This is a genomic window from Lacisediminihabitans sp. FW035 (assembly GCF_054880895.1).
In genome coordinates, this window is sequence record NZ_CM142187.1 from 3,449,463 (window position 1) to 3,466,700 (window position 17,238).

Below are 17,238 nucleotides of genomic sequence, written 5' to 3' on the forward strand. Positions count from 1 at the left end.
TGTCACTCGCGGCAGCAGAGAGGGCCAGCGGAGCCGGACGGCAGAGGCGGACAGCCGGGAAGGACGCTCAGTACAGGCGGCCGACCGAGGCGAGGGCCGCACGCACGAGTGCGCCGCGGCCACCCTCCATCTCGACGGAGACCGCCTCCGATGCCGCCTCCTGCGGGGTCATCCAGGTGAGCTCGAGGGCGTCCTGGCGAGGATCGCAGGTGCCGGTGACCGGCACGACGTAAGCGAGCGAGACCGCGTGCTGGCGGTCATCCGTGAACTGCGACCCGGGAAAAGGGAAGTACTCGGCGACGGAGAAGGGGATCGGGCTCGCGGGAAGCAGCGGGAACGCCATCGGCCCGAGATCCTTCTCGAGGTGACGGAACAGCGCGTCCCGAAGGCTCTCGCCATACATCACCCGCCCGGAGACGAGGGTGCGGGTGATCGCCCCCGCCGAGTTGGCGCGCAAGAGGATGCCGACCTCGGTCACTTGGCCGACGCCATCCACGCGCACGGGCACCGCTTCCACGTAGAGCAGCGGAAGTCGTCGACGCGTTTCGGCGAGCTCCTCATCGGACAGCCAGCCGGAGTTCGGGTCAGGAGTGCCTACTGAGCTCATGCTCCATTGTCACTTATCGGCGGACTCCCGGATGACGACCCGCGCGCCGGGTCTAGGCGATCAGCGTCCGGCGGTCGCGGTAGGTGCTCGCTCCGAAGGCGAGGATGAGGTATCCGATGATCGAAAAGAGCCAGAGCAGGAAGAAACCGAACGCGCCGCCCTTTCCGAAGCTCTGCGCGACATGGATCGACACGACGATCGCCCAGACGAAGCCGACGATGGGGATGAGGAAGAGAAGGGCTGACCATCCGCTGTGACCGGAGATCTGCACGAGCACGACCACATTGACGATGGGGATGATCGCCAGCCAGCCCGGTCGGCCCGCCTTCGTGAAGACTCGCCAGAGGGCGATCACGGCGATCACGTAGAAGACGAGCGAGACGAGACTGCTCGTGGTCGACTGCTCCCCCGACATCTGGTTCGTATAGAAGTTGAAGTCCATCAGTGCCCCCTCCGGGAGCACGGAATTCCGGCCCCATCCCTGAGGAAGCCTAGTGACAAACGAGACTGTCAGCGGGTTCGGGGAGGATAGGGGGATGAGCGATGTGCTCGGGCGATTCTCCCCGGCGACCCGGGACTGGTTCTCGGGAGCGTTCAGCGCGCCCACCCCGGCGCAGCTCGGCGCTTGGGAGGCCATCACCGCCGGCGCCAATGCGCTCGTCGTCGCCCCGACCGGATCGGGCAAGACTCTCGCGGCATTCCTCTGGGCGATCGATCGCCTCGCGACCACCCCGGCGCCCGAAGACCGCGCCCTCCGCACCCGCGTGCTCTACATCTCCCCTCTCAAAGCCCTCGCCGTCGATGTCGAACGCAACCTGCGCGCCCCGCTGGTCGGCGTCACCCAGACCGCGAAACGGCTCGGGATGTCGCCCCCAGAGGTCACCGTCGGCGTGAGGTCGGGCGACACCACGTCGAGCGACCGTCGCCTGCTGCAGCGCCTGCCCCCGGACATCCTGATCACTACGCCGGAATCTCTCTACCTGATGCTCACGGCCTCGGCCAGGGAGACTCTACGGGGCGTCGAGACGGTGATCATCGACGAGGTGCATGCCGTCGCCTCGACCAAGCGCGGTGCCCATCTCGCGCTGTCCCTCGAGCGGCTCGACCTGCTGCTCGACAGGCCGGCGCAGCGGATCGGGCTCTCCGCAACGGTACGGCCGCGCGAGGAGGTGGCCCGGTTCCTCGCCGGGGGCGCCCCCGTCACGATCGTTGCCCCGCCATCGACGAAGAAGTTCGACCTGAGCGTCGTCGTGCCCGTGGAGGACATGACCGAACTCGGCACGGCTCCGGCGGTGCGCGAGGGGTCGGCGGCGGCATCCACCGAAGCCGTGCAGGGGTCGATCTGGCCTCATGTCGAAGAGCAGATCGTGGATCGCATCCTCGAACACCGCTCGACGATCGTGTTCGCCAATTCTCGCCGTCTGGCCGAGCGGTTGACGGCGCGACTCAATGAGATCTACGCGGTGCGGCAGGAGGAGTCGGAGTTGGTCGGCGCGGGTCTCGACACGGGCGCTGAGCGCCCTACTCGACCAGCAGAACGCGCTGAGCGCCCTACTCGACCAGCAGAACGCGCTGACCGCCCTACTCGACCAGCAGAACGCGCTGAGCGCCCTACTCGACAAACAGGGATTGCAGAGGGTGCGGGAAGTCCGCTGCTGGCCCGCGCCCATCACGGCTCGGTGTCGAAGGAGCAGCGCGCGCTCATCGAGGACGACCTGAAATCCGGGCGCTTGCGCTGTGTCGTGGCCACGAGTTCGCTCGAGCTCGGCATCGACATGGGCGCGGTGGATCTCGTGATCCAGGTGGAATCGCCCCCGAGCGTCGCGAGCGGTCTCCAGCGTGTCGGGCGCGCCGGGCACCAGGTCGGCGAGGTGTCGCGCGGCATCATCTTCCCCAAGCACCGGGCCGACCTCATCCACTCCGCGGTGGCGAGCGAGAGGATGTCCGCCGGACTCATCGAGGCGATGCGCATTCCGCAGAATCCGCTCGACGTGCTCGCCCAGCAGACCGTCGCCGCAGTGGCCCTCGACTCCCTCGACGTGGACGAATGGTTCGACACCGTGCGACGCAGCGCGCCTTTCGCGAGCCTGCCGCGATCGGCCTACGACGCCACCCTCGATCTTCTCAGCGGGCTGTATCCGTCCGACGAGTTCGCCGAACTGCGCCCACGCATCGTCTGGGATCGTGTCGCCGGCACGATCACCGGCCGCCCGGGAGCACAGCGCCTCGCGGTGACCTCTGGCGGAACCATCCCGGATCGCGGGCTGTTCGGTGTGTTCATGGTCGGATCGGGCACCGGTGACAAAGCGCCGGCACGGGTCGGCGAACTCGACGAGGAGATGGTCTACGAGTCCCGAGTCGGCGACGTCTTCGCGCTCGGCGCCACGAGTTGGCGAATCGAGGACATCACGCACGACCGCGTCATCGTCTCGCCCGCCTTCGGACAGCCGGGCAAAGTGCCATTCTGGAAAGGCGACGGGATCGGCCGACCCGCCGAACTCGGGCGGGCGATCGGCGAATTCACCCGCGAGATCGCAAGCGGATCGACGACGGACGCTCGCACGAGGGCCGTACTCGGAGGGCTCGACTATCGTGCCGTCAACAACCTCGTGTCGTTCATCGACGACCAGAAGAAGGCGACCGGGCACGTGCCGAGCGATCGGACCCTGGTCGTCGAGCGCTTCCGCGATGAACTCGGGGACTGGCGCGTCATTCTGCATTCCCCGTACGGCATGCAAGTGCACGCACCATGGGCACTGGCGATCGGGGCTCGGATCCGTGAGCGATTCGGGCTCGACGGGGCAGCGATGGCCAGCGACGACGGCGTGATCCTGCGCATCCCCGACACGGAGAGCGAACCACCCGGCGCCGAGCTGTTCGTGTTCGACCCCGCGGAACTTCGCGAGATCGTCACCGAAGAGGTGGGCGGATCCGCGCTCTTCGCCTCCCGTTTCCGTGAGTGCGCCGCCCGGGCCCTGCTGCTTCCGCGCTACAACCCCGGGCGTCGGTCCCCGCTCTGGCAGCAGCGCCAGCGGGCGTCGCAGCTTCTGGATGTCGCGCGCAAGTACCCGAGCTTCCCCATCGTGCTCGAGGCGGTGCGCGAGGTACTCCAGGACGTCTACGACCTTCCGGCGCTCACCGAACTCGCCGGGCAGATCGAGAGCCGCCGCATCCGCATCGTCGAGACCGAGACGGAGCAGGCGTCGCCCTTCGCACGGTCGCTGCTGTTCGGATATGTTGCTGCGTTCATGTACGAGGGCGATTCGCCGCTCGCCGAACGCCGGGCCGCGGCACTGTCGCTCGATCCCACCCTCCTCGCCGAACTGCTCGGACGGGCGGAGCTTCGGGAGCTTCTCGATCCCACCGTGATCGAGCAGCTCGAGCTCGAGCTGCAACGCCTGGCCCCGGATCGGCGGGCCCGGGACTCCGAGGGCATCGTCGACCTGCTGCGCATGCTCGGGCCGCTCTCCGAGCCGGAGATCCTGCAGCGCCTCGATCCGGCCAGTGGGCTCGCTGGCGCGGTACTAGATACTGCGCTCGCGTCCCTCGCCCGCTCGAACCGCATCTGGCGCGCCGGAAGCGATCGCTGGGCGATCATCGAAGATGCCGCCCGCCTTCGCGACGCGCTCGGCACACCTCTGCCCATCGGCATCCCCTCTGCCTTCATCGAGCCGGTGGATGACCCGCTCGGCGACCTGGTGAGCCGGTTCGCGCGCACCCACGCCCCGTTCACCGTCGCCGCCGTCGCCGATCGCCTCGGCCTCGGAACCGCCGTGGTGCTCACCGCCCTGCGAGCTCTCGCGGGGCAACGGCGGGTAGTCGAGGGGGAGTTCCGTCCGGGCGCTACCGGCAGCGAGTGGTGCGACGTCGAGGTGCTCCGCCGGCTGCGCAGCCGCTCGCTCGCCGCCCTCCGCCACGAGGTCGAGCCGGTGGATGCCGCGACCCTCGGCCGCTTCCTGCCGTCCTGGCAGCACGTGGCAGAGCCGCTGCGGGGGGTCGATGGGCTTGCAGCGGTGATCGACCAGCTCGCCGGGGTCGCGCTGCCGGCATCCGCCTGGGAGTCGCTGGTGCTCCCGGCACGGGTCAAGGACTATTCGCCGGTGATGCTCGACGAACTGACCGCCGCGGGAGAGGTCATCTGGTCGGGTGGGGGCGCGCTGCCCGGCAACGACGGCTGGGTGAGCCTGCACCTCGCCGACACCGCCGGCCTGACCCTGCCGGAACCGACGGGCGCCGAGACCTCCGAGCTGCAGCGCTCGATCCTGGCGAGCCTCACCGGCGGCGGGGCCTACTTCTTCCGGCAGCTCTCCAACGCCGTCGGCAGCACCGACGACAAGGAGCTCCTCGCCGCGCTCTGGGATCTCGTCTGGTCGGGGCTCATCACCAATGACACCCTGTCCCCGCTGCGCTCCTACCTCGGCGCGACCACGACGAAGGCCCGGGTCGTGCCGCGTTCGCGGGCGTACCGCGGCCGCGCGCGGCCCACGATGCCGAGTGCAGGAGGTCCGCCGAGTGCGGCCGGCCGCTGGTCGCTTCTGCCCCTCGCCGAGCCGGATGCGACGGTGCGCGGTGTCGCGACTGCCGAACTGCTTCTCGAGCGCTACGGCGTCGTCACCCGCGGAGCAGTGGTGAGCGAGGGCATCCGGGGCGGATTCTCCCTCGCGTACCGGGTGCTCAGCGGATTCGAGGAGACCGGCCGCGCGCGTCGCGGCTACTTCGTCGAGGGCCTCGGGGCCGCCCAGTTCGCGACGGGGGCCACCGTCGACCGGCTTCGTTCCTTCTCTCGGGAGCCGGACTCCGAGCGTGACCCGGTCGCCCTCACTCTCGCCGCGACCGACCCGGCCAATCCGTACGGCGCCGCTCTCGCGTGGCCCGCGGCGCCCGTGACCGACGGGGTGGACGAGTCGAAACGAGGTCACCGTCCCGGCCGGAAGGCCGGCGCGCTGGTGGTGATCGTCGACGGTGCCCTCGCGCTCTACGTCGAGCGCGGAGGCAAGACGATGCTGACCTTCGCCGAAGACGAGCGCGCGGTGGTGGCGGCGGCGCACTCGCTCGCGACCGTCATCCGCCGTTCGGGGGGTCGGCTCAAGGTCGAGCGTGTCAACGGCGACTTCGTGATCGGCACCGCCCTCGGTGAGGCCCTGGTGGATGCCGGCTTCAGCACCACCCCGCAGGGATTGCGACTCCGGGGCTGATGTGTCCGTGACGATCATGACAGGACACTGACATGCCGGAGGGAGACACTGTCTACCGCACCGCAGTGAACCTCGATGCTGCATTGGCCGGCGGCGAGCTCATCCGCTGCGACATCCGCGTCCCGGCTTTCGCCACCGTCGATCTGACCGGCGACACCGTGGAGGGAGTGGTGAGCCGCGGCAAGCACCTCCTGATCCGTGTCGGCGAGCACAGTATCCACAGCCACCTCAAGATGGAGGGCTCCTGGCACGTCTATCGGCACGGCACGAAGTGGCGTCGGCCGCAGTGGCAGGCCCGCGCCATCCTCGCCACCGCCGAGTGGGTGGCGGTCGGCTTCCAACTCGGCACCCTCGATGTGGTGGACCGGGACGACGAAGAGAGTGTCGTCGGGTACCTCGGGCCCGACCTGCTCGGACCGGACTGGGACGCGGAGGAAGCGCTCCGTCGTCTCACCGCCGACCCGGACCGAGCGGTCGGCCTCGCCCTTCTCGACCAGCGCGTGCTCGCGGGACTCGGCAACGTCTACCGCAACGAACTCTGCTTCCTCAGCGGCGCGCTGCCCACCCGGCCGGTCGGGCAGATCGAGAATCCCGCGAAGCTCGTGGCCCTCGCCCACCGGCTGATCGATGCGAACAAGGACAGGGTGGACCGCACCACCACGGGTGCGCTGCGCGGCGAGACGGACTGGGTGTACCGCCGCGAAGGCAAGCCGTGTCTGCGCTGCGGCACCCCCATCGAGCACGGAGAACTGGGCGAGACACCGCTCCAATTGCGCGACACGTACTGGTGCCCGAATTGCCAGAGGTGACGTGAACTCAGGACAGCGCTAGGGTGTGGATCTGTCCAATTCATAGGGGGAACTATGTCGATTCCATTCACTCCGCAATCACCAGAGGGCGCGCCGACGCCGCTGCCTGAGAATGTCGTGCGCGGAGGGATCTTCGCGCTCGTGGCCGTGCCCGTCGGCATCGTGCTCTGGGTCGTCATCTGGAGCATCGGCATCGTCTCCGCGATCGTCGCGTTCGCCGTCGCCGCCTTCGCCGCCTGGCTGTACCGCAAGGGGTCGGGCGGACTGGTCTCCAAAGTAGGAGCACTGGTCATCGCGGCAATCGTGCTCGGCACCATCCTTCTGAGCTTCTACTTCGGGCTCGTCTCGGACTACGCGAAGTTCGCCGGGGAGCAGCTCGGGCTCAACCCCTTCGCCGCAGTGCTGGATCCACTGTTCTGGCCGAACTTCAACGCCGACTTCGGCCTGTTGCTGAACGGCAACCTGCTCAACCTGGTCTTCGCCCTCGCGCTCGGTACCCTCGGTGCTTTCAGCGTGATCCGCAAGGCCTACCGCAGCGGAAGTGCCCCCGCACCGGCAGCCGTGGCGCCACCGGTCCCGCCCGTCACCAACCCCGCGGAGCCCGCGAGCTGACGCGAGCCGAGGGCTCAGCGGCGACGTGCCGCCAACAGGAACAGCGTGCCCGTCGCGGTCGCCAGTCCAAGCACCACCAGAAGCGGTGCCGCGATCGTGTAGACGAGCACAAGGTTGTAGTCGAATGCACTTCCGGTGGCGCTGAGTCGATCCATCCGATCCGCGATGTAGCGCAGCACGAGCAGCCCGGCGGCGACGAAGACGACGCTGAGCGCCCAGAGGCTCGCGAGATAGGGATCGAACCGTCGGGGGGTCGCCGACTCGGCCGGATCACCCGCTACCCCTGCGGTCGGCGTGGCCGCCGGAATGGCCGGTGTCGATTCGGGGGAAAGCGGATGCTCGATCAGCTCCGGGGCGGGTGCCCGATCCGGAACAACCGGCGGCCGCGCGTGCACGCTCGGGTCGTAGCCGGGCTGGAAGGCCGGATTGAAACGCGGGTCGAATCCGCCGCCGGTGGAGGTGTCCGTCATGGTGACATCGATCCTAAGCTCCCGCCCTTCCGGCGGGCCCGGAATTCGGGACCAAAGACCCGTGACCGCGTCAGCCAGGATGTTAGGGTGGCCTAAGTTGGGCCTGTTGAAACGTGCCGGCTCTCTTATCGAAGGGGTTCATTTCCGATGAGCTACGTCAAGTCCTCGCTCCTGGACGAAAAGGGCTTCGTCATCCTCGACTCGTATGACCAGGCCGCCGATCCCCAGGAGTGGAAGGACCTCGAGTTCGTCGAGTGGAAGTCGTCCGGAGACACCCGCTTCGCCCCGCTTGCGAGCGCCTTCGGTGAGATCGAGGTCAACGGCTTCTGGAACCACACTCCGCCGCGCACCGACAAAGACGGCGTCTGGATCGAATCCCAGGTCGCGAAGGCCCCGCGCCTCACCGCCCGCGCCACCGAGCCCGGCGCCAATGTGGGCCGCTGCCGCGTGATCGAACTTCAGCCCAACGTGTATTCGGAGACCCTCTACAACCTGCACCAGGACGACAACAATCGCCTGAACCCCGACAGCTCCGGCTGGATCGTGCGGGGGTTCTTCAACCTCACCGACGATGCGGAATCCTTCCTCACCCTGCGCGAAGACCGCTTCGATCCGACCAACGAAGTGCGGATCGCGCTGCCGGCGGGCACACAGGTCATCGTCGACACCCAGCGTTTCTGGCACGCGGTGTGGCACGCGGGACCGGAGCCGCGCTACTGCCTCATCACCTCGTGGGAGTCGGGACCGCAGCTCGACGCCTACATCGAGAAGCACCACGGCACGAATCACCACGAGAACCCGTACCTCGCCCCCGACGTCATCGAGGCCGCGCAGGCGGATGTGCTTCGCCGCCTAGCCGAGCGCGCCGCGGCCCTCGCCGCCCGGCGCATGCCGGACGAGGGTCCTTTCGACCCCGAGGCCTGACCCATGCCGCTCCGGCGATCGACGAAGGACCGCGGATGATCCGCCTCGCCGCCCTCGACGGGCAGGTCACGAGCTGGCTCGACACCTTCGGCCCGGTGCTCTTCTACCTGATCGTGTGGGGACTCGTCTTCGCCGGCACCGGACTGTTCATCGGGGTCTTCATCCCCTTCATCACCGGCGACTCTCTGCTCTTCGCCGCCGGCATCCTCTCCGCCGGGCACGGGGGGATCAACATCTGGGTGCTCGCGATCGGGGTCGGGATCGCGGCGTTTCTCGGCGATCAGGTCGGCTTCCTGCTCGGGCGTCACTACGGGCGCCCGTACCTCGATCGTCGTACGGGACCCTGGGTGCAGCGCAGCATCCGTCGCGCCGAGAAGTTCTACACCGACCTCGGCTGGTGGGCGGTGGTCGTCGGCCGCTTCATCCCTTGGGGCCGCGTGCTCGTGCCGCCGGTCGCCGGCATCGCGCGCATGGACTACCTCAAATTCGTCGCGGCGAACTTCGTCGGTGCACTCGTCTGGGGCGTGCTGCTCACGGTGACCGGGTACTTCGCGGCGAGCATCCCGGCGGTGAAATCGGCGGCCTATGTGATCGGGGGCGCCTTCATCCTCGGGGCGATCATCGCCGGCATCCTGTCCTGGCGGCGCAACCGCGCAGTGGTCTGAGGTACCCGCCGATCAGGCGAGCCCGGCGGGATCGATCCGCTCGAGCGCGCCGCCCGGCAGCATCCCATACCAGCGGTCGATCGTGAGGGACCGCAGGAAGTCTCGGTCGTGGCTCACCACGAGCACTCCCCCGCGATAGCCGCTGAGCGCGCCGACGAGCTGGTCGACGCTCCGGGTGTCGAGGCTGTTGGTGGGTTCGTCCAGCACCAGCAGGCGCGGGGGCGGTTCCGCCAGGAGGAGTCGAGCGAGCGCCAGCCGAAACCGCTCTCCTCCGGAAAGGGCTCCGACCCGTCGGTCGACCGCCTCGCCGCGGAAGAGAAAGCGCGCGAGGCGATGGCGGAGCTCCGCGTCCGTGATGCCCGCGCTGCGAACGGTCTCGAGCACCGTGGAGCTGGCGTCGAGCCCGTCGAGGCGCTGGGGCAGGTAACCGACGCCCTCGCCTCGCGCCACCTCCTCGAGCAAGGTCGTCTTGCCTACCCCGTTGGGGCCGACGATGGCCACCCGTTCCGGACCCTGGATCACCACTCCGCGAAACTCCGCGAGCCGCAGCGACGCATGGACCTTCGGGTCGGGGAGGTCGATGTGAATGGAGGCATCGTCCCGCACCCGGTCGGACGCGCGATCGAGCGCGGCGCGGGCATCCGTCACCGAATCGTCGAGGGTGCGGCGCTGCTTACCGGCCGTGACCTGCGCGTCGGAACGCCGCTGGTTGCGAACCCCCCGGGTGAACTTCTTGTTATCGAAATCTGTGCGGCCCGAACGCGCGCTCCGGGCGATCTTCGTCTCGGCCTCGATACGCTGCCTCCGCTCGGTGCGCACGAGCTGCGCGGCAGAGCGCTCGTCGGCGCGCGCGGCGGCCTGCTCGGCGTCGATCTGGGCGAGGTAGGCACTGTACGGTCCGCCGAACATCCGCAGGGCACCGTCGTGGAGTTCTGCGGTGTCGTCCATGAGTTCGAGCATCCGGATGTCGTGGCTCACCATCACGAGTGTGCCGCGCCACCGGCTCACCAGGGTCGCGAGCCGGTCTCTTGCCTCGATGTCGAGGTTGTTGGTCGGCTCGTCGAGCAGCACGATGGGGGCATTCGCCAGGCGAAGGCCGGCGATCGCCACGAGCATCCCCTCCCCTCCGCTGAGGGTGGCGATCGTGCGATCGAGCCCGGCGTCGACGCCGACCTCCCGCAGCGCTTCGCCGGCCTCGGTCTCGACATCCCACCTCTCGGCGAGCTGCTCGAAGGCGGCGACGGAGACATCGCCGCTCTCGATCGCCCTCAGCGCGTCCACCTGTCGGCGCACGCCGAGAAGCTCGGCCACCGTGCGATCGGTCTCGAGAGGGATGGTCTGCGGGAGGTAGCCGACCTCACCGGACACCTGGATGCTGCCGCTCGACGGCCGCTGGAGCCCGGCGATCACCCGCAACAGCGTCGACTTGCCGGCTCCGTTGAGACCGACGAGACCGGTGCGACCCGATCCGAAACTCGCGGTGACGCCGGCAAGGAAGGACGACCCATCCGGCCAGGTGAGCCCGACGGTGTTGAGAACGATTGATGACGGCATGCGACTCCCGGTGGTCAGTGGATGCACTGACCCGGATGCCGCGCTGCGCTTATCGCAGTGGGGGGCGGTCGAGAAAGGTCAGCGCGTGGACGCGGGAGCTTTCTTCAACGGAATCGTCCTGACCTGAGGGAATGGGACCGTGACTAGTGTGCCTCAGTGGACGGCGCCTGTCGAGGGCCACCGGCCGAGACGCTCGTCACCGCAACGCCTGTGGAAGCAGCGCAACAGCCACGAACGCGGCCGAGAGGATTCCCGTGATCACCACGGCAATGCCCAGCCTGGTGAGGCTCGGATTGCGCCAGGCGATCAGTGCCCCCGCGAGGAGGGTGAGGGCGGCGACCAGAACGCTGGGATAGAACGTGAAGTAACTGAGCACGGCTCCGGCGTCGCCGATCAGGCCGATCCGCGGATTCAGCGTCGACAGGACCACGGCGAGCGCGGTGAACCCCAGATCGAGTGCGGCGAGCACGGCGAGCCCGAGCAGGACCCCGGTCGCGATTTTCGCGATCGGAATTCGGCGCCACGAGGGGATAGCTGTCACCCCGCCATGCTAGCCACCGGGAGCCTCATCGCCCGCGGGACTTGCGGGGGCGGCCGCGCTGGGGGGCACGGGCCTTCGGAGCGACGGCCTTACGCGGCTTCTCGGTTTTGGGGGTGGGAACCGCGCGCGAGCTGGCGGCGGTGCGGCCGCGCACGATGCCGACGAACTCCTCCACCTGCGGGGTGGTGCGATCCTCGAGCCAGGCGATCGCGATCGACGTGCCGGCGGCATCCGTCACCGGTCGTGCGACGACGTCCTTGCGGGTGTGCAGCCGGGCGATGGATTGTGGGAGGACCACGATGCCGCCTCCCGCCGCGACGAGCTCGACCGCCTCCTCCGCGGAGAGGGTGGGAGGCACCAGGTCCTCACCCGCGAGGTCGTCGAGAGTGACGGCGTCGAAAGCTGCGACCGGATGCTCCTTCGGCACGACGACGACGGCTACCTCGTCATAGAGCGGGATGATGCTGAGGCCGTTCCGATCAACGGGAAGGCGCACGAAACTGACGTCCGCGAGACCCTCGTGGAGCGCGGACACCTGGCTCTCGGCATCCGTTGGCAGGAAGGCGAGCGGGATGCGGCGCTGCCGCTCCTCCCACGCGCGGGTCCAGCGCGTGAGGGTGACCCCTGTCGCGAAGGCGATGGTGAAGGCAGCCGGCACTTCGTCCACGGGAATTCCCCTCGATCGCGGCGTCGATCACAGCAGAGCGCTGCAGGGGTCTCAGGCTACGCTGGGCGCATGACCCCGGCGAAATCCCCCCAGTCGTTAAAGCAAGCCCAGACCATGAAGCCCGCGACGGCGGCCCAGAAACTCGGGGTCTATCTCCCCGCCACCCCCGAATCGTTCCAGGCCGAGCCCGTTTCGCGCGACCAGCTGAACCAGATGATCGCCGACCCGCCCGAGTGGCTGGTGGAGCTCCGCAAGACCGGCCCGCATCCGCGTCCGGTCGTCGCGCACAAACTCGGCGTCTCCAATGCCGGACTCGCTCGCGGCGAAGTCACCGAGCCGCTGACGACGGATGAGATCTCCGCCCTGTTGCAGCAGCCGCCGGCCTGGCTCGTGCGCGAGCGTGCGACCCACGCCGAGGTGAATGAGGAGAACGCCCGGGTGAAGGCGCTCAAGGCGTACAAGCGCTCGCAGCGCGAAGAGGCAGCACGCGGCTGACCCGCGCGAGCCCCCCTGATCCGCCCCGCCGGCGCCCGCGAAAGGCACGAGTTGTCGCCCGCAGACCGATCGCTCAGACTGGGAGGGTGAGGCAACCGTGACCCGACCGGCGTGGCGCCTCATCGTGCGCTCGACGATCCACGGCTTCCTCACGCACGGCCTCGCGGACCTGGCCGGATCCCTCACCTACTTCGCCTTGCTGGCATCCGCTCCCGGGCTCGTCGCCCTCATCTCGGTCGCCAACCTGTTCGGCCAGGGACGCAAGGCCGTGGATGCCCTGCTCTCGACCGTCGACGATGTGACGCCCGGTTCGGCCGTTGCCCTCCTCACCGGACCTCTCCGCGCGCTTGGACAGTCACCGGCCATCGGCTGGACGCTCGTCGTGAGCGTGCTGCTGGCGACCTGGGCGGTCTCGTCGTACGTGGCGGCGTTCGGACGCTCGCTCAACCGCATCTACGAGGTGCGCGAGGGTCGCCCGATCTGGAAGCTGAAGCCGTTCCAGCTGTTGGTCGCAGTGGTGCTGATCGTGCTCGTGATCATCACCGTCGCGGCGTTGGTGCTCTCTGTGCCTGTCGCAGAGGGCATCGGGGACGCCTTCGGGCTAGGGTCCGCTCCGCTCGTGATCTGGTCGGTCGCCAAGTGGCCGGTGCTGGTGATCACGGTGGTGCTCATCGTGACGGTGCTGAACTATGCGACCCCCAATGTGCGGCAGCCGAAGATCCGGCTGCTGACCGCCGGGTCGGCCATCTCTGTCGTCGTGCTCGTCGGGGTGTCGCTGCTCTTCGCGTTCTATGTGAAGGACTTCGCTGATTTCGACCGCACTTACCGTTCGTTCGCCGGATTCGTCGTCGTGCTGCTCTGGCTCTGGATCTCGAACCTCACCCTTCTCTTCGGCGCAGAGTTCGATGCCCAGTTCGAGCGGGCGCGGGAGCTGCGAGCCGGCGTCGAGGCGGAGCGTCAGATCCAGCTGCCTCCGCGGGAGACCGAGGCGAGCGACCGTGCCGCGCGAAACCGGGAGGGCGACATCGAGCTCGGCCGGGAACTGCGCGAGGATTCGGCGCGGGATCATTACAATTCGAATCATGGTGAATGAATCGTCGAACCCGACGACGAGTGGTTCCCCCTCCGACGGTGACGGTTTCGATATCATCGTGGTCGGCGGCGGCATCATCGGGTTGGCAACGGCGTGGCAGCTTCTCACGCGTGGACCCGGCTCACGGGTGGTCGTCGTCGAGGCGGAGGCGGATGTCGCGGCTCACCAGACCAGCCATAATTCCGGGGTACTCCACGCGGGCATCTACTACGCGCCCGGGTCTCTCAAGGCGGTGCTCTGCGCGCGGGGTCGCGGCCTGATGGAGCAGTTCTGCCTCGACCACGACATCCCGATCGACTTCACCGGCAAACTCGTCGTCGCCATCTCCGATGCGGAGCTGCCCGGGCTCGCGCGTCTCTACGACCGGTCGATGCAGAACGGCGTGCCGGGACTCCGCCGGGTCGACCGGCAGGAGCTTCGTCAGATCGAACCGGCCGCCGAGGGCGTTGCCGCCATCCACTCGCCGCGCACCGGAGTCGTCGATTTCGCCGCGGTGGCCCGTCAGCTCGCCGTGGAGGTCGTGGCCCTCGGGGGCACGCTCCTCACCTCCTGGCCCGTCGAATCCGTCACGAGCACGGCCGACGGCTGCACCGTCACCGGTGTGGGAGGCGCTGTCCTCCGCGGTCACCAGGCGGTGGTGTGTGCGGGCTTGCAGGCGGACAGGCTCGCGGGCGAAGCGGCGAAGGATGTGCGCATCCTGCCGTTCCGCGGGAGCTGGTATCGCGTGGCTCAGCCCCTGGCCGACCGCATCCGCGGGAGCATCTACCCGGTGCCCGATCCCTCGCTCCCGTTCCTCGGGGTGCACCTCACCCGCCGCATCAACGGGGAGGTCTGGGCGGGCCCGAATGCGTTCCTCGCCTTCAGCCGTCGAACCTACAAGCCCTGGGCGATCACCCCGCGGGACTCTCTCTCCTCGCTCGGGTACCCCGGATTCTGGCGCTTCGCCGCCGGCAATCTGGGCACTGCGTGGACGGAGTTCTCGCATGATGTGTCGGCCGGTTCGTACGCGAAATCACTGCGGCAGTATGTGCCCGAGGTGCAGGCGAGCGACCTGCATCGCGGCCCGATGGGCATTCGCGCGCAGGCGATGGATGCTCGCGGCACCCTCATCGACGACTTCCTGATCCGCCGCGACCACAACGTGCTCCATGTGCTCAACGCGCCATCGCCCGCGGCGACCTCGTCGTTCGCGATCGGCGAGCACCTGGCCGACGCGATCGAGGAGGCGACGGCGTAGGCTCCGGGTTACCAGGGTTGCGGTTGGCTGAAAAGGCCACGGGGATCGTAGCGTCGGGCGATCTTCTGCAGTCGGGGCGCATTGGCGCCGAAGTAGGAGGCACCGGGGTCGGCGATATCGGCGTCGGCGTAGTTCACGTAGGCGGCATCGCCCCACTGCGGCACGAGCGCGGCGCGGAAGCCACGCACCCAGCGGGCGAGGGGATCGGGATCGGCCCCGTTCGTGAACGTCGCCGTGTACTGCACGGTCATCAACGCGTCCCGGTGCGGGAACGCTGTGGCGTCGGAGGCGACCGCCTGCACCGCGCCACCGAGGGCGTCCATCGAGATTCCGCCCTCGATCATTCCGGGCACGGCCTTGGCTGTCTTGACGGTGTCGAGCAGGGTCTGGATGCCCGTGGCATCCAACACGACGGTGGCGACATGCGAGGTCGCCGCGAAGGGCTCCCGCTTGAGAACGCCGCCGGCCCCGGTGGTGCACGCGGCGGCGGGTGAGGTGCCGCATCCCGCATAGAGCATCATCGCCTCCCGGTATTCGTGGGTCGACGAGCTTCTCGATTTGGGAGTGCCCGTGGCCGCGAGGAACGGCTGGAGCTCAGTGGTGAGCGCGGCGGGATCCCCGAGCCAGGTGCCCGAAACGAACACGCCAGGCTCGGTCGAGTAGCGCGCGCCGTTGAGGAGCTTGAGGGTGGACCACAGCTTCGCATCCGCGGTGGGTGCCCAGCCCTGCCAGGCCTGGATCACCGCGGCGGCATCGGCGAACTGCCAGCTCAGTGAGAACATCGTCACCTCCGGTGCGGGGCGTGTTGCGAAGGTGAGCGCCGTGACGACCCCGAGATGGCCACCACCCCCGCCCCGACTGGCCCATAAGAGGTCCCTGTCTGTCGTTTCGCTCGCCGAATGCACTGTGCCGTCCGCGGTGACGATCTCCACCCCGACGAGGGAGTCGCAGGTGAGCCCGTAAGCGCGGACCAGGACTCCGACCCCGCCCCCGAGCGTGAGCCCGGCGATCCCGACCGTGGCGCAGGACCCTCCCGCGATCGCCCGTCCCTTCGATCCGATCGCGTCGTAGACCGCGGCAAGGGACGCTCCGGCCCCGATTCGCACCGTGTTGTCGGGGGCGAGTTCGACCTGCGACATTCTTCGGGTGTCGATCACCAGCGACGGCTTCACTCCCGTACCGGGTGCTCCTCCCGCGGAATAGCCCGGGTAGCTGTGCCCGCCCGACCGAAGGGCGAGCGGGATGCGGAATTTGGCGGCGAAGGCGAACGCCACCGCGACATCCGACGCCGTCTCGGCCGAGAGCACGGCGAGCGGTCGGGCGGCATCCCAGCGGGGGTTCTCGGTGAGCCGGACGGTGTCGTAGGTGGCATCGCCCGGGCGGGAGAGGGTGCCTCCGACGCTCCCCGCAAGGGCCGCCCAGTCCGGCGGACCCGCCGTCGTCGCGCTCGGGGTGGGCTTCGGCGGGATCGGCGCACATCCGGCAGCGACCAGGCCGACTCCGGCGAGAGCGAGGAGGTGGCGTCGAGAGACTGTGCCCATCGGCCCATCGTAGGCACGGATCAGCGAGCGTGGCAGGATCGGTCTCCGTCGCGCAGGTGGGAGTTTCCTGCGCATCCCCGCACCCGAATGCACTTAGTGCAACGATGCACTTAGTGTTACATCGTGCTTACCGCCGCCTCCCCCAACCGACGCGATGCGTTGAAGGTGCGCCATCGGGCCGCGATCCTCGACGCGGCGCGCGAGCTGGTCGCCGAACGCGGCGGACCGGGCTTCACCGTCGACGAGCTGGCCCAGCGCGCGGATGTCGCTCGGCGAACGGTCTTCAACCACTTCCCCTCGGTGGATGACATCCTCATCACCCTGTGCGTCGATTCGCTCGATGTGCTGATCGAGGAATTCATGGCGACGGTGGCCGCGATCCCGGTCGGGGATGGCACTCGCGAGTCGATGTTCAACGAGCTGTCCGAATCGCTTCGCGCCAGCGATGTGCCGGCGGCGATCGCCAGGATCTCAGTCATCCTCGGCGAGCCGGGCGCCGATCCGTCCCGTGAGAAGATCCTCACCGACCAGGCGTTCGCCCGGGCGGCCGACAGGCTGCTGCACGAAGTAGAGCGCCGCCATCCGGATGCCGACTCCTTCGACGTTGAGCTTCTGGTCGGTTCCCTGATGAACGGTCTCATCGTCGCCGCCCGAAACTGGACGCTGCGCTGCGGCGTGCGCCTCGATTTCGAAGGTCGAAAAGAATGGCGGCGACTGCTCGACCGACTCATCGAGAGTATGCGCTCCGGCTACATGCTCTCACCCTGACTTCACCCTCGGGCCCGCCGGCGTGCCCCGCATCTCCACCTCCTACGCCTCTCAAGGCGC

16 protein-coding genes are annotated in these 17,238 nt (G+C 68.6%); 9 read left to right on the top strand and 7 right to left on the bottom strand.

Features of this window, described 5'->3' with window-relative positions; all coding sequences use genetic code 11:
• Positions 1–67: 67 nt before the first annotated feature.
• Both ACVXZ4_RS16535 and ACVXZ4_RS16540 read right to left on the bottom strand, forming a co-directional pair.
• Positions 68–607 (bottom strand): NUDIX hydrolase family protein, encoded by a 540-nt coding sequence (locus ACVXZ4_RS16535; RefSeq protein WP_461795877.1) that lies wholly within the window; start codon positions 605–607, stop codon positions 68–70.
• A 52-nt stretch (positions 608–659) separates the two neighbouring features.
• Positions 660–1,049: a DUF5684 domain-containing protein gene (locus tag ACVXZ4_RS16540; protein WP_461795878.1), complete on the bottom strand. Its 390-nt coding sequence runs from the start codon at positions 1,047–1,049 to the stop codon at positions 660–662.
• A gap of 94 nt (positions 1,050–1,143) precedes the next feature.
• Here ACVXZ4_RS16540 and ACVXZ4_RS16545 point away from each other — a divergent pair, with 94 nt between their 5' ends.
• The 3 genes from ACVXZ4_RS16545 to ACVXZ4_RS16555 are packed head-to-tail and all read left to right on the top strand — an operon-like array spanning position 1,144 to position 7,223.
• Complete coding sequence (locus ACVXZ4_RS16545; RefSeq protein ID WP_461795879.1) at positions 1,144–5,802, top strand: ATP-dependent helicase; 4,659 nt, start codon at positions 1,144–1,146, stop codon at positions 5,800–5,802.
• A 32-nt stretch (positions 5,803–5,834) separates the two neighbouring features.
• Positions 5,835–6,611 (top strand): DNA-formamidopyrimidine glycosylase family protein, encoded by a 777-nt coding sequence (locus ACVXZ4_RS16550; RefSeq protein WP_461795880.1) that lies wholly within the window; start codon positions 5,835–5,837, stop codon positions 6,609–6,611.
• Positions 6,612–6,665: 54 nt separating this feature from the next.
• Entirely contained in the window at positions 6,666–7,223 is a 558-nt protein-coding gene (locus ACVXZ4_RS16555) for a hypothetical protein (RefSeq protein WP_461795881.1), read from the top strand.
• Between the two features lie 14 nt (positions 7,224–7,237).
• Here ACVXZ4_RS16555 and ACVXZ4_RS16560 read toward each other — a convergent pair whose 3' ends face one another.
• Entirely contained in the window at positions 7,238–7,693 is a 456-nt protein-coding gene (locus ACVXZ4_RS16560) for a hypothetical protein (protein ID WP_461795882.1), read from the bottom strand.
• Positions 7,694–7,840: 147 nt separating this feature from the next.
• Between ACVXZ4_RS16560 and ACVXZ4_RS16565 the strand changes: the two genes are divergently transcribed.
• Entirely contained in the window at positions 7,841–8,617 is a 777-nt protein-coding gene (locus ACVXZ4_RS16565) for a hypothetical protein (RefSeq protein ID WP_461795883.1), read from the top strand.
• A gap of 35 nt (positions 8,618–8,652) precedes the next feature.
• The gene (locus ACVXZ4_RS16570; protein WP_461795884.1) at positions 8,653–9,282 is read left to right on the top strand and encodes a DedA family protein; all 630 of its coding nucleotides are present in this window, start codon (positions 8,653–8,655) and stop codon (positions 9,280–9,282) included.
• A 12-nt stretch (positions 9,283–9,294) separates the two neighbouring features.
• Here ACVXZ4_RS16570 and ACVXZ4_RS16575 read toward each other — a convergent pair whose 3' ends face one another.
• The 3 genes from ACVXZ4_RS16575 to ACVXZ4_RS16585 form a co-directional block, all read right to left on the bottom strand.
• Entirely contained in the window at positions 9,295–10,836 is a 1,542-nt protein-coding gene (locus ACVXZ4_RS16575; RefSeq protein WP_461795885.1) for an ABC-F family ATP-binding cassette domain-containing protein, read from the bottom strand.
• 196 nt (positions 10,837–11,032) lie between these two features.
• The gene (locus tag ACVXZ4_RS16580; protein WP_461795886.1) at positions 11,033–11,377 is read right to left on the bottom strand and encodes a hypothetical protein; all 345 of its coding nucleotides are present in this window, start codon (positions 11,375–11,377) and stop codon (positions 11,033–11,035) included.
• Positions 11,378–11,402: 25 nt separating this feature from the next.
• Positions 11,403–12,044, bottom strand: coding sequence for a LysR family substrate-binding domain-containing protein (locus ACVXZ4_RS16585; RefSeq protein WP_461795887.1), 642 nt, complete (start codon positions 12,042–12,044; stop codon positions 11,403–11,405).
• A gap of 69 nt (positions 12,045–12,113) precedes the next feature.
• On the opposite strand from ACVXZ4_RS16585, the gene ACVXZ4_RS16590 reads away from it, so the two are divergent.
• The 3 genes from ACVXZ4_RS16590 (at position 12,114) to lhgO (ending at position 14,869) form a co-directional block, all read left to right on the top strand.
• Positions 12,114–12,539, top strand: a complete 426-nt coding sequence (locus tag ACVXZ4_RS16590; RefSeq protein ID WP_461795888.1) for a DUF5997 family protein — start codon at positions 12,114–12,116, stop codon at positions 12,537–12,539.
• Between the two features lie 97 nt (positions 12,540–12,636).
• Positions 12,637–13,632, top strand: a complete 996-nt coding sequence (locus ACVXZ4_RS16595; RefSeq protein WP_461795889.1) for a YihY/virulence factor BrkB family protein — start codon at positions 12,637–12,639, stop codon at positions 13,630–13,632.
• On the top strand, positions 13,622–14,869 hold the full coding sequence (gene lhgO, locus ACVXZ4_RS16600; protein ID WP_461795890.1) for an L-2-hydroxyglutarate oxidase: 1,248 nt from the start codon (positions 13,622–13,624) through the stop codon (positions 14,867–14,869). Before ACVXZ4_RS16595 ends, lhgO begins: the two co-directional genes overlap by 11 nt.
• A gap of 8 nt (positions 14,870–14,877) precedes the next feature.
• On the opposite strand, the gene ACVXZ4_RS16605 is transcribed toward lhgO, so the two are convergent.
• Complete coding sequence (locus ACVXZ4_RS16605) at positions 14,878–16,410, bottom strand: FAD-binding oxidoreductase (RefSeq protein ID WP_461795891.1); 1,533 nt, start codon at positions 16,408–16,410, stop codon at positions 14,878–14,880.
• A 123-nt stretch (positions 16,411–16,533) separates the two neighbouring features.
• On the opposite strand from ACVXZ4_RS16605, the gene ACVXZ4_RS16610 reads away from it, so the two are divergent.
• A complete protein-coding gene (locus tag ACVXZ4_RS16610; RefSeq protein ID WP_461795892.1) occupies positions 16,534–17,178 on the top strand; it encodes a TetR/AcrR family transcriptional regulator in 645 nt (214 codons plus the stop codon).
• Positions 17,179–17,238: the final 60 nt, after the last annotated feature.

Coding starts and splice junctions, on each gene's coding strand:
- ACVXZ4_RS16535 (WP_461795877.1), bottom strand. CDS start 607: ATGAGCTCAGTAGGCACTCCTGACCCGAACTCCGGCTGGCTGTCCGAT.
- ACVXZ4_RS16540 (WP_461795878.1), bottom strand. CDS start 1,049: ATGGACTTCAACTTCTATACGAACCAGATGTCGGGGGAGCAGTCGACC.
- ACVXZ4_RS16545 (WP_461795879.1), top strand. CDS start 1,144: ATGAGCGATGTGCTCGGGCGATTCTCCCCGGCGACCCGGGACTGGTTC.
- ACVXZ4_RS16550 (WP_461795880.1), top strand. CDS start 5,835: ATGCCGGAGGGAGACACTGTCTACCGCACCGCAGTGAACCTCGATGCT.
- ACVXZ4_RS16555 (WP_461795881.1), top strand. CDS start 6,666: ATGTCGATTCCATTCACTCCGCAATCACCAGAGGGCGCGCCGACGCCG.
- ACVXZ4_RS16560 (WP_461795882.1), bottom strand. CDS start 7,693: ATGACGGACACCTCCACCGGCGGCGGATTCGACCCGCGTTTCAATCCG.
- ACVXZ4_RS16565 (WP_461795883.1), top strand. CDS start 7,841: ATGAGCTACGTCAAGTCCTCGCTCCTGGACGAAAAGGGCTTCGTCATC.
- ACVXZ4_RS16570 (WP_461795884.1), top strand. CDS start 8,653: ATGATCCGCCTCGCCGCCCTCGACGGGCAGGTCACGAGCTGGCTCGAC.
- ACVXZ4_RS16575 (WP_461795885.1), bottom strand. CDS start 10,836: ATGCCGTCATCAATCGTTCTCAACACCGTCGGGCTCACCTGGCCGGAT.
- ACVXZ4_RS16590 (WP_461795888.1), top strand. CDS start 12,114: ATGACCCCGGCGAAATCCCCCCAGTCGTTAAAGCAAGCCCAGACCATG.
- lhgO (WP_461795890.1), top strand. CDS start 13,622: ATGGTGAATGAATCGTCGAACCCGACGACGAGTGGTTCCCCCTCCGAC.
- ACVXZ4_RS16605 (WP_461795891.1), bottom strand. CDS start 16,410: ATGGGCACAGTCTCTCGACGCCACCTCCTCGCTCTCGCCGGAGTCGGC.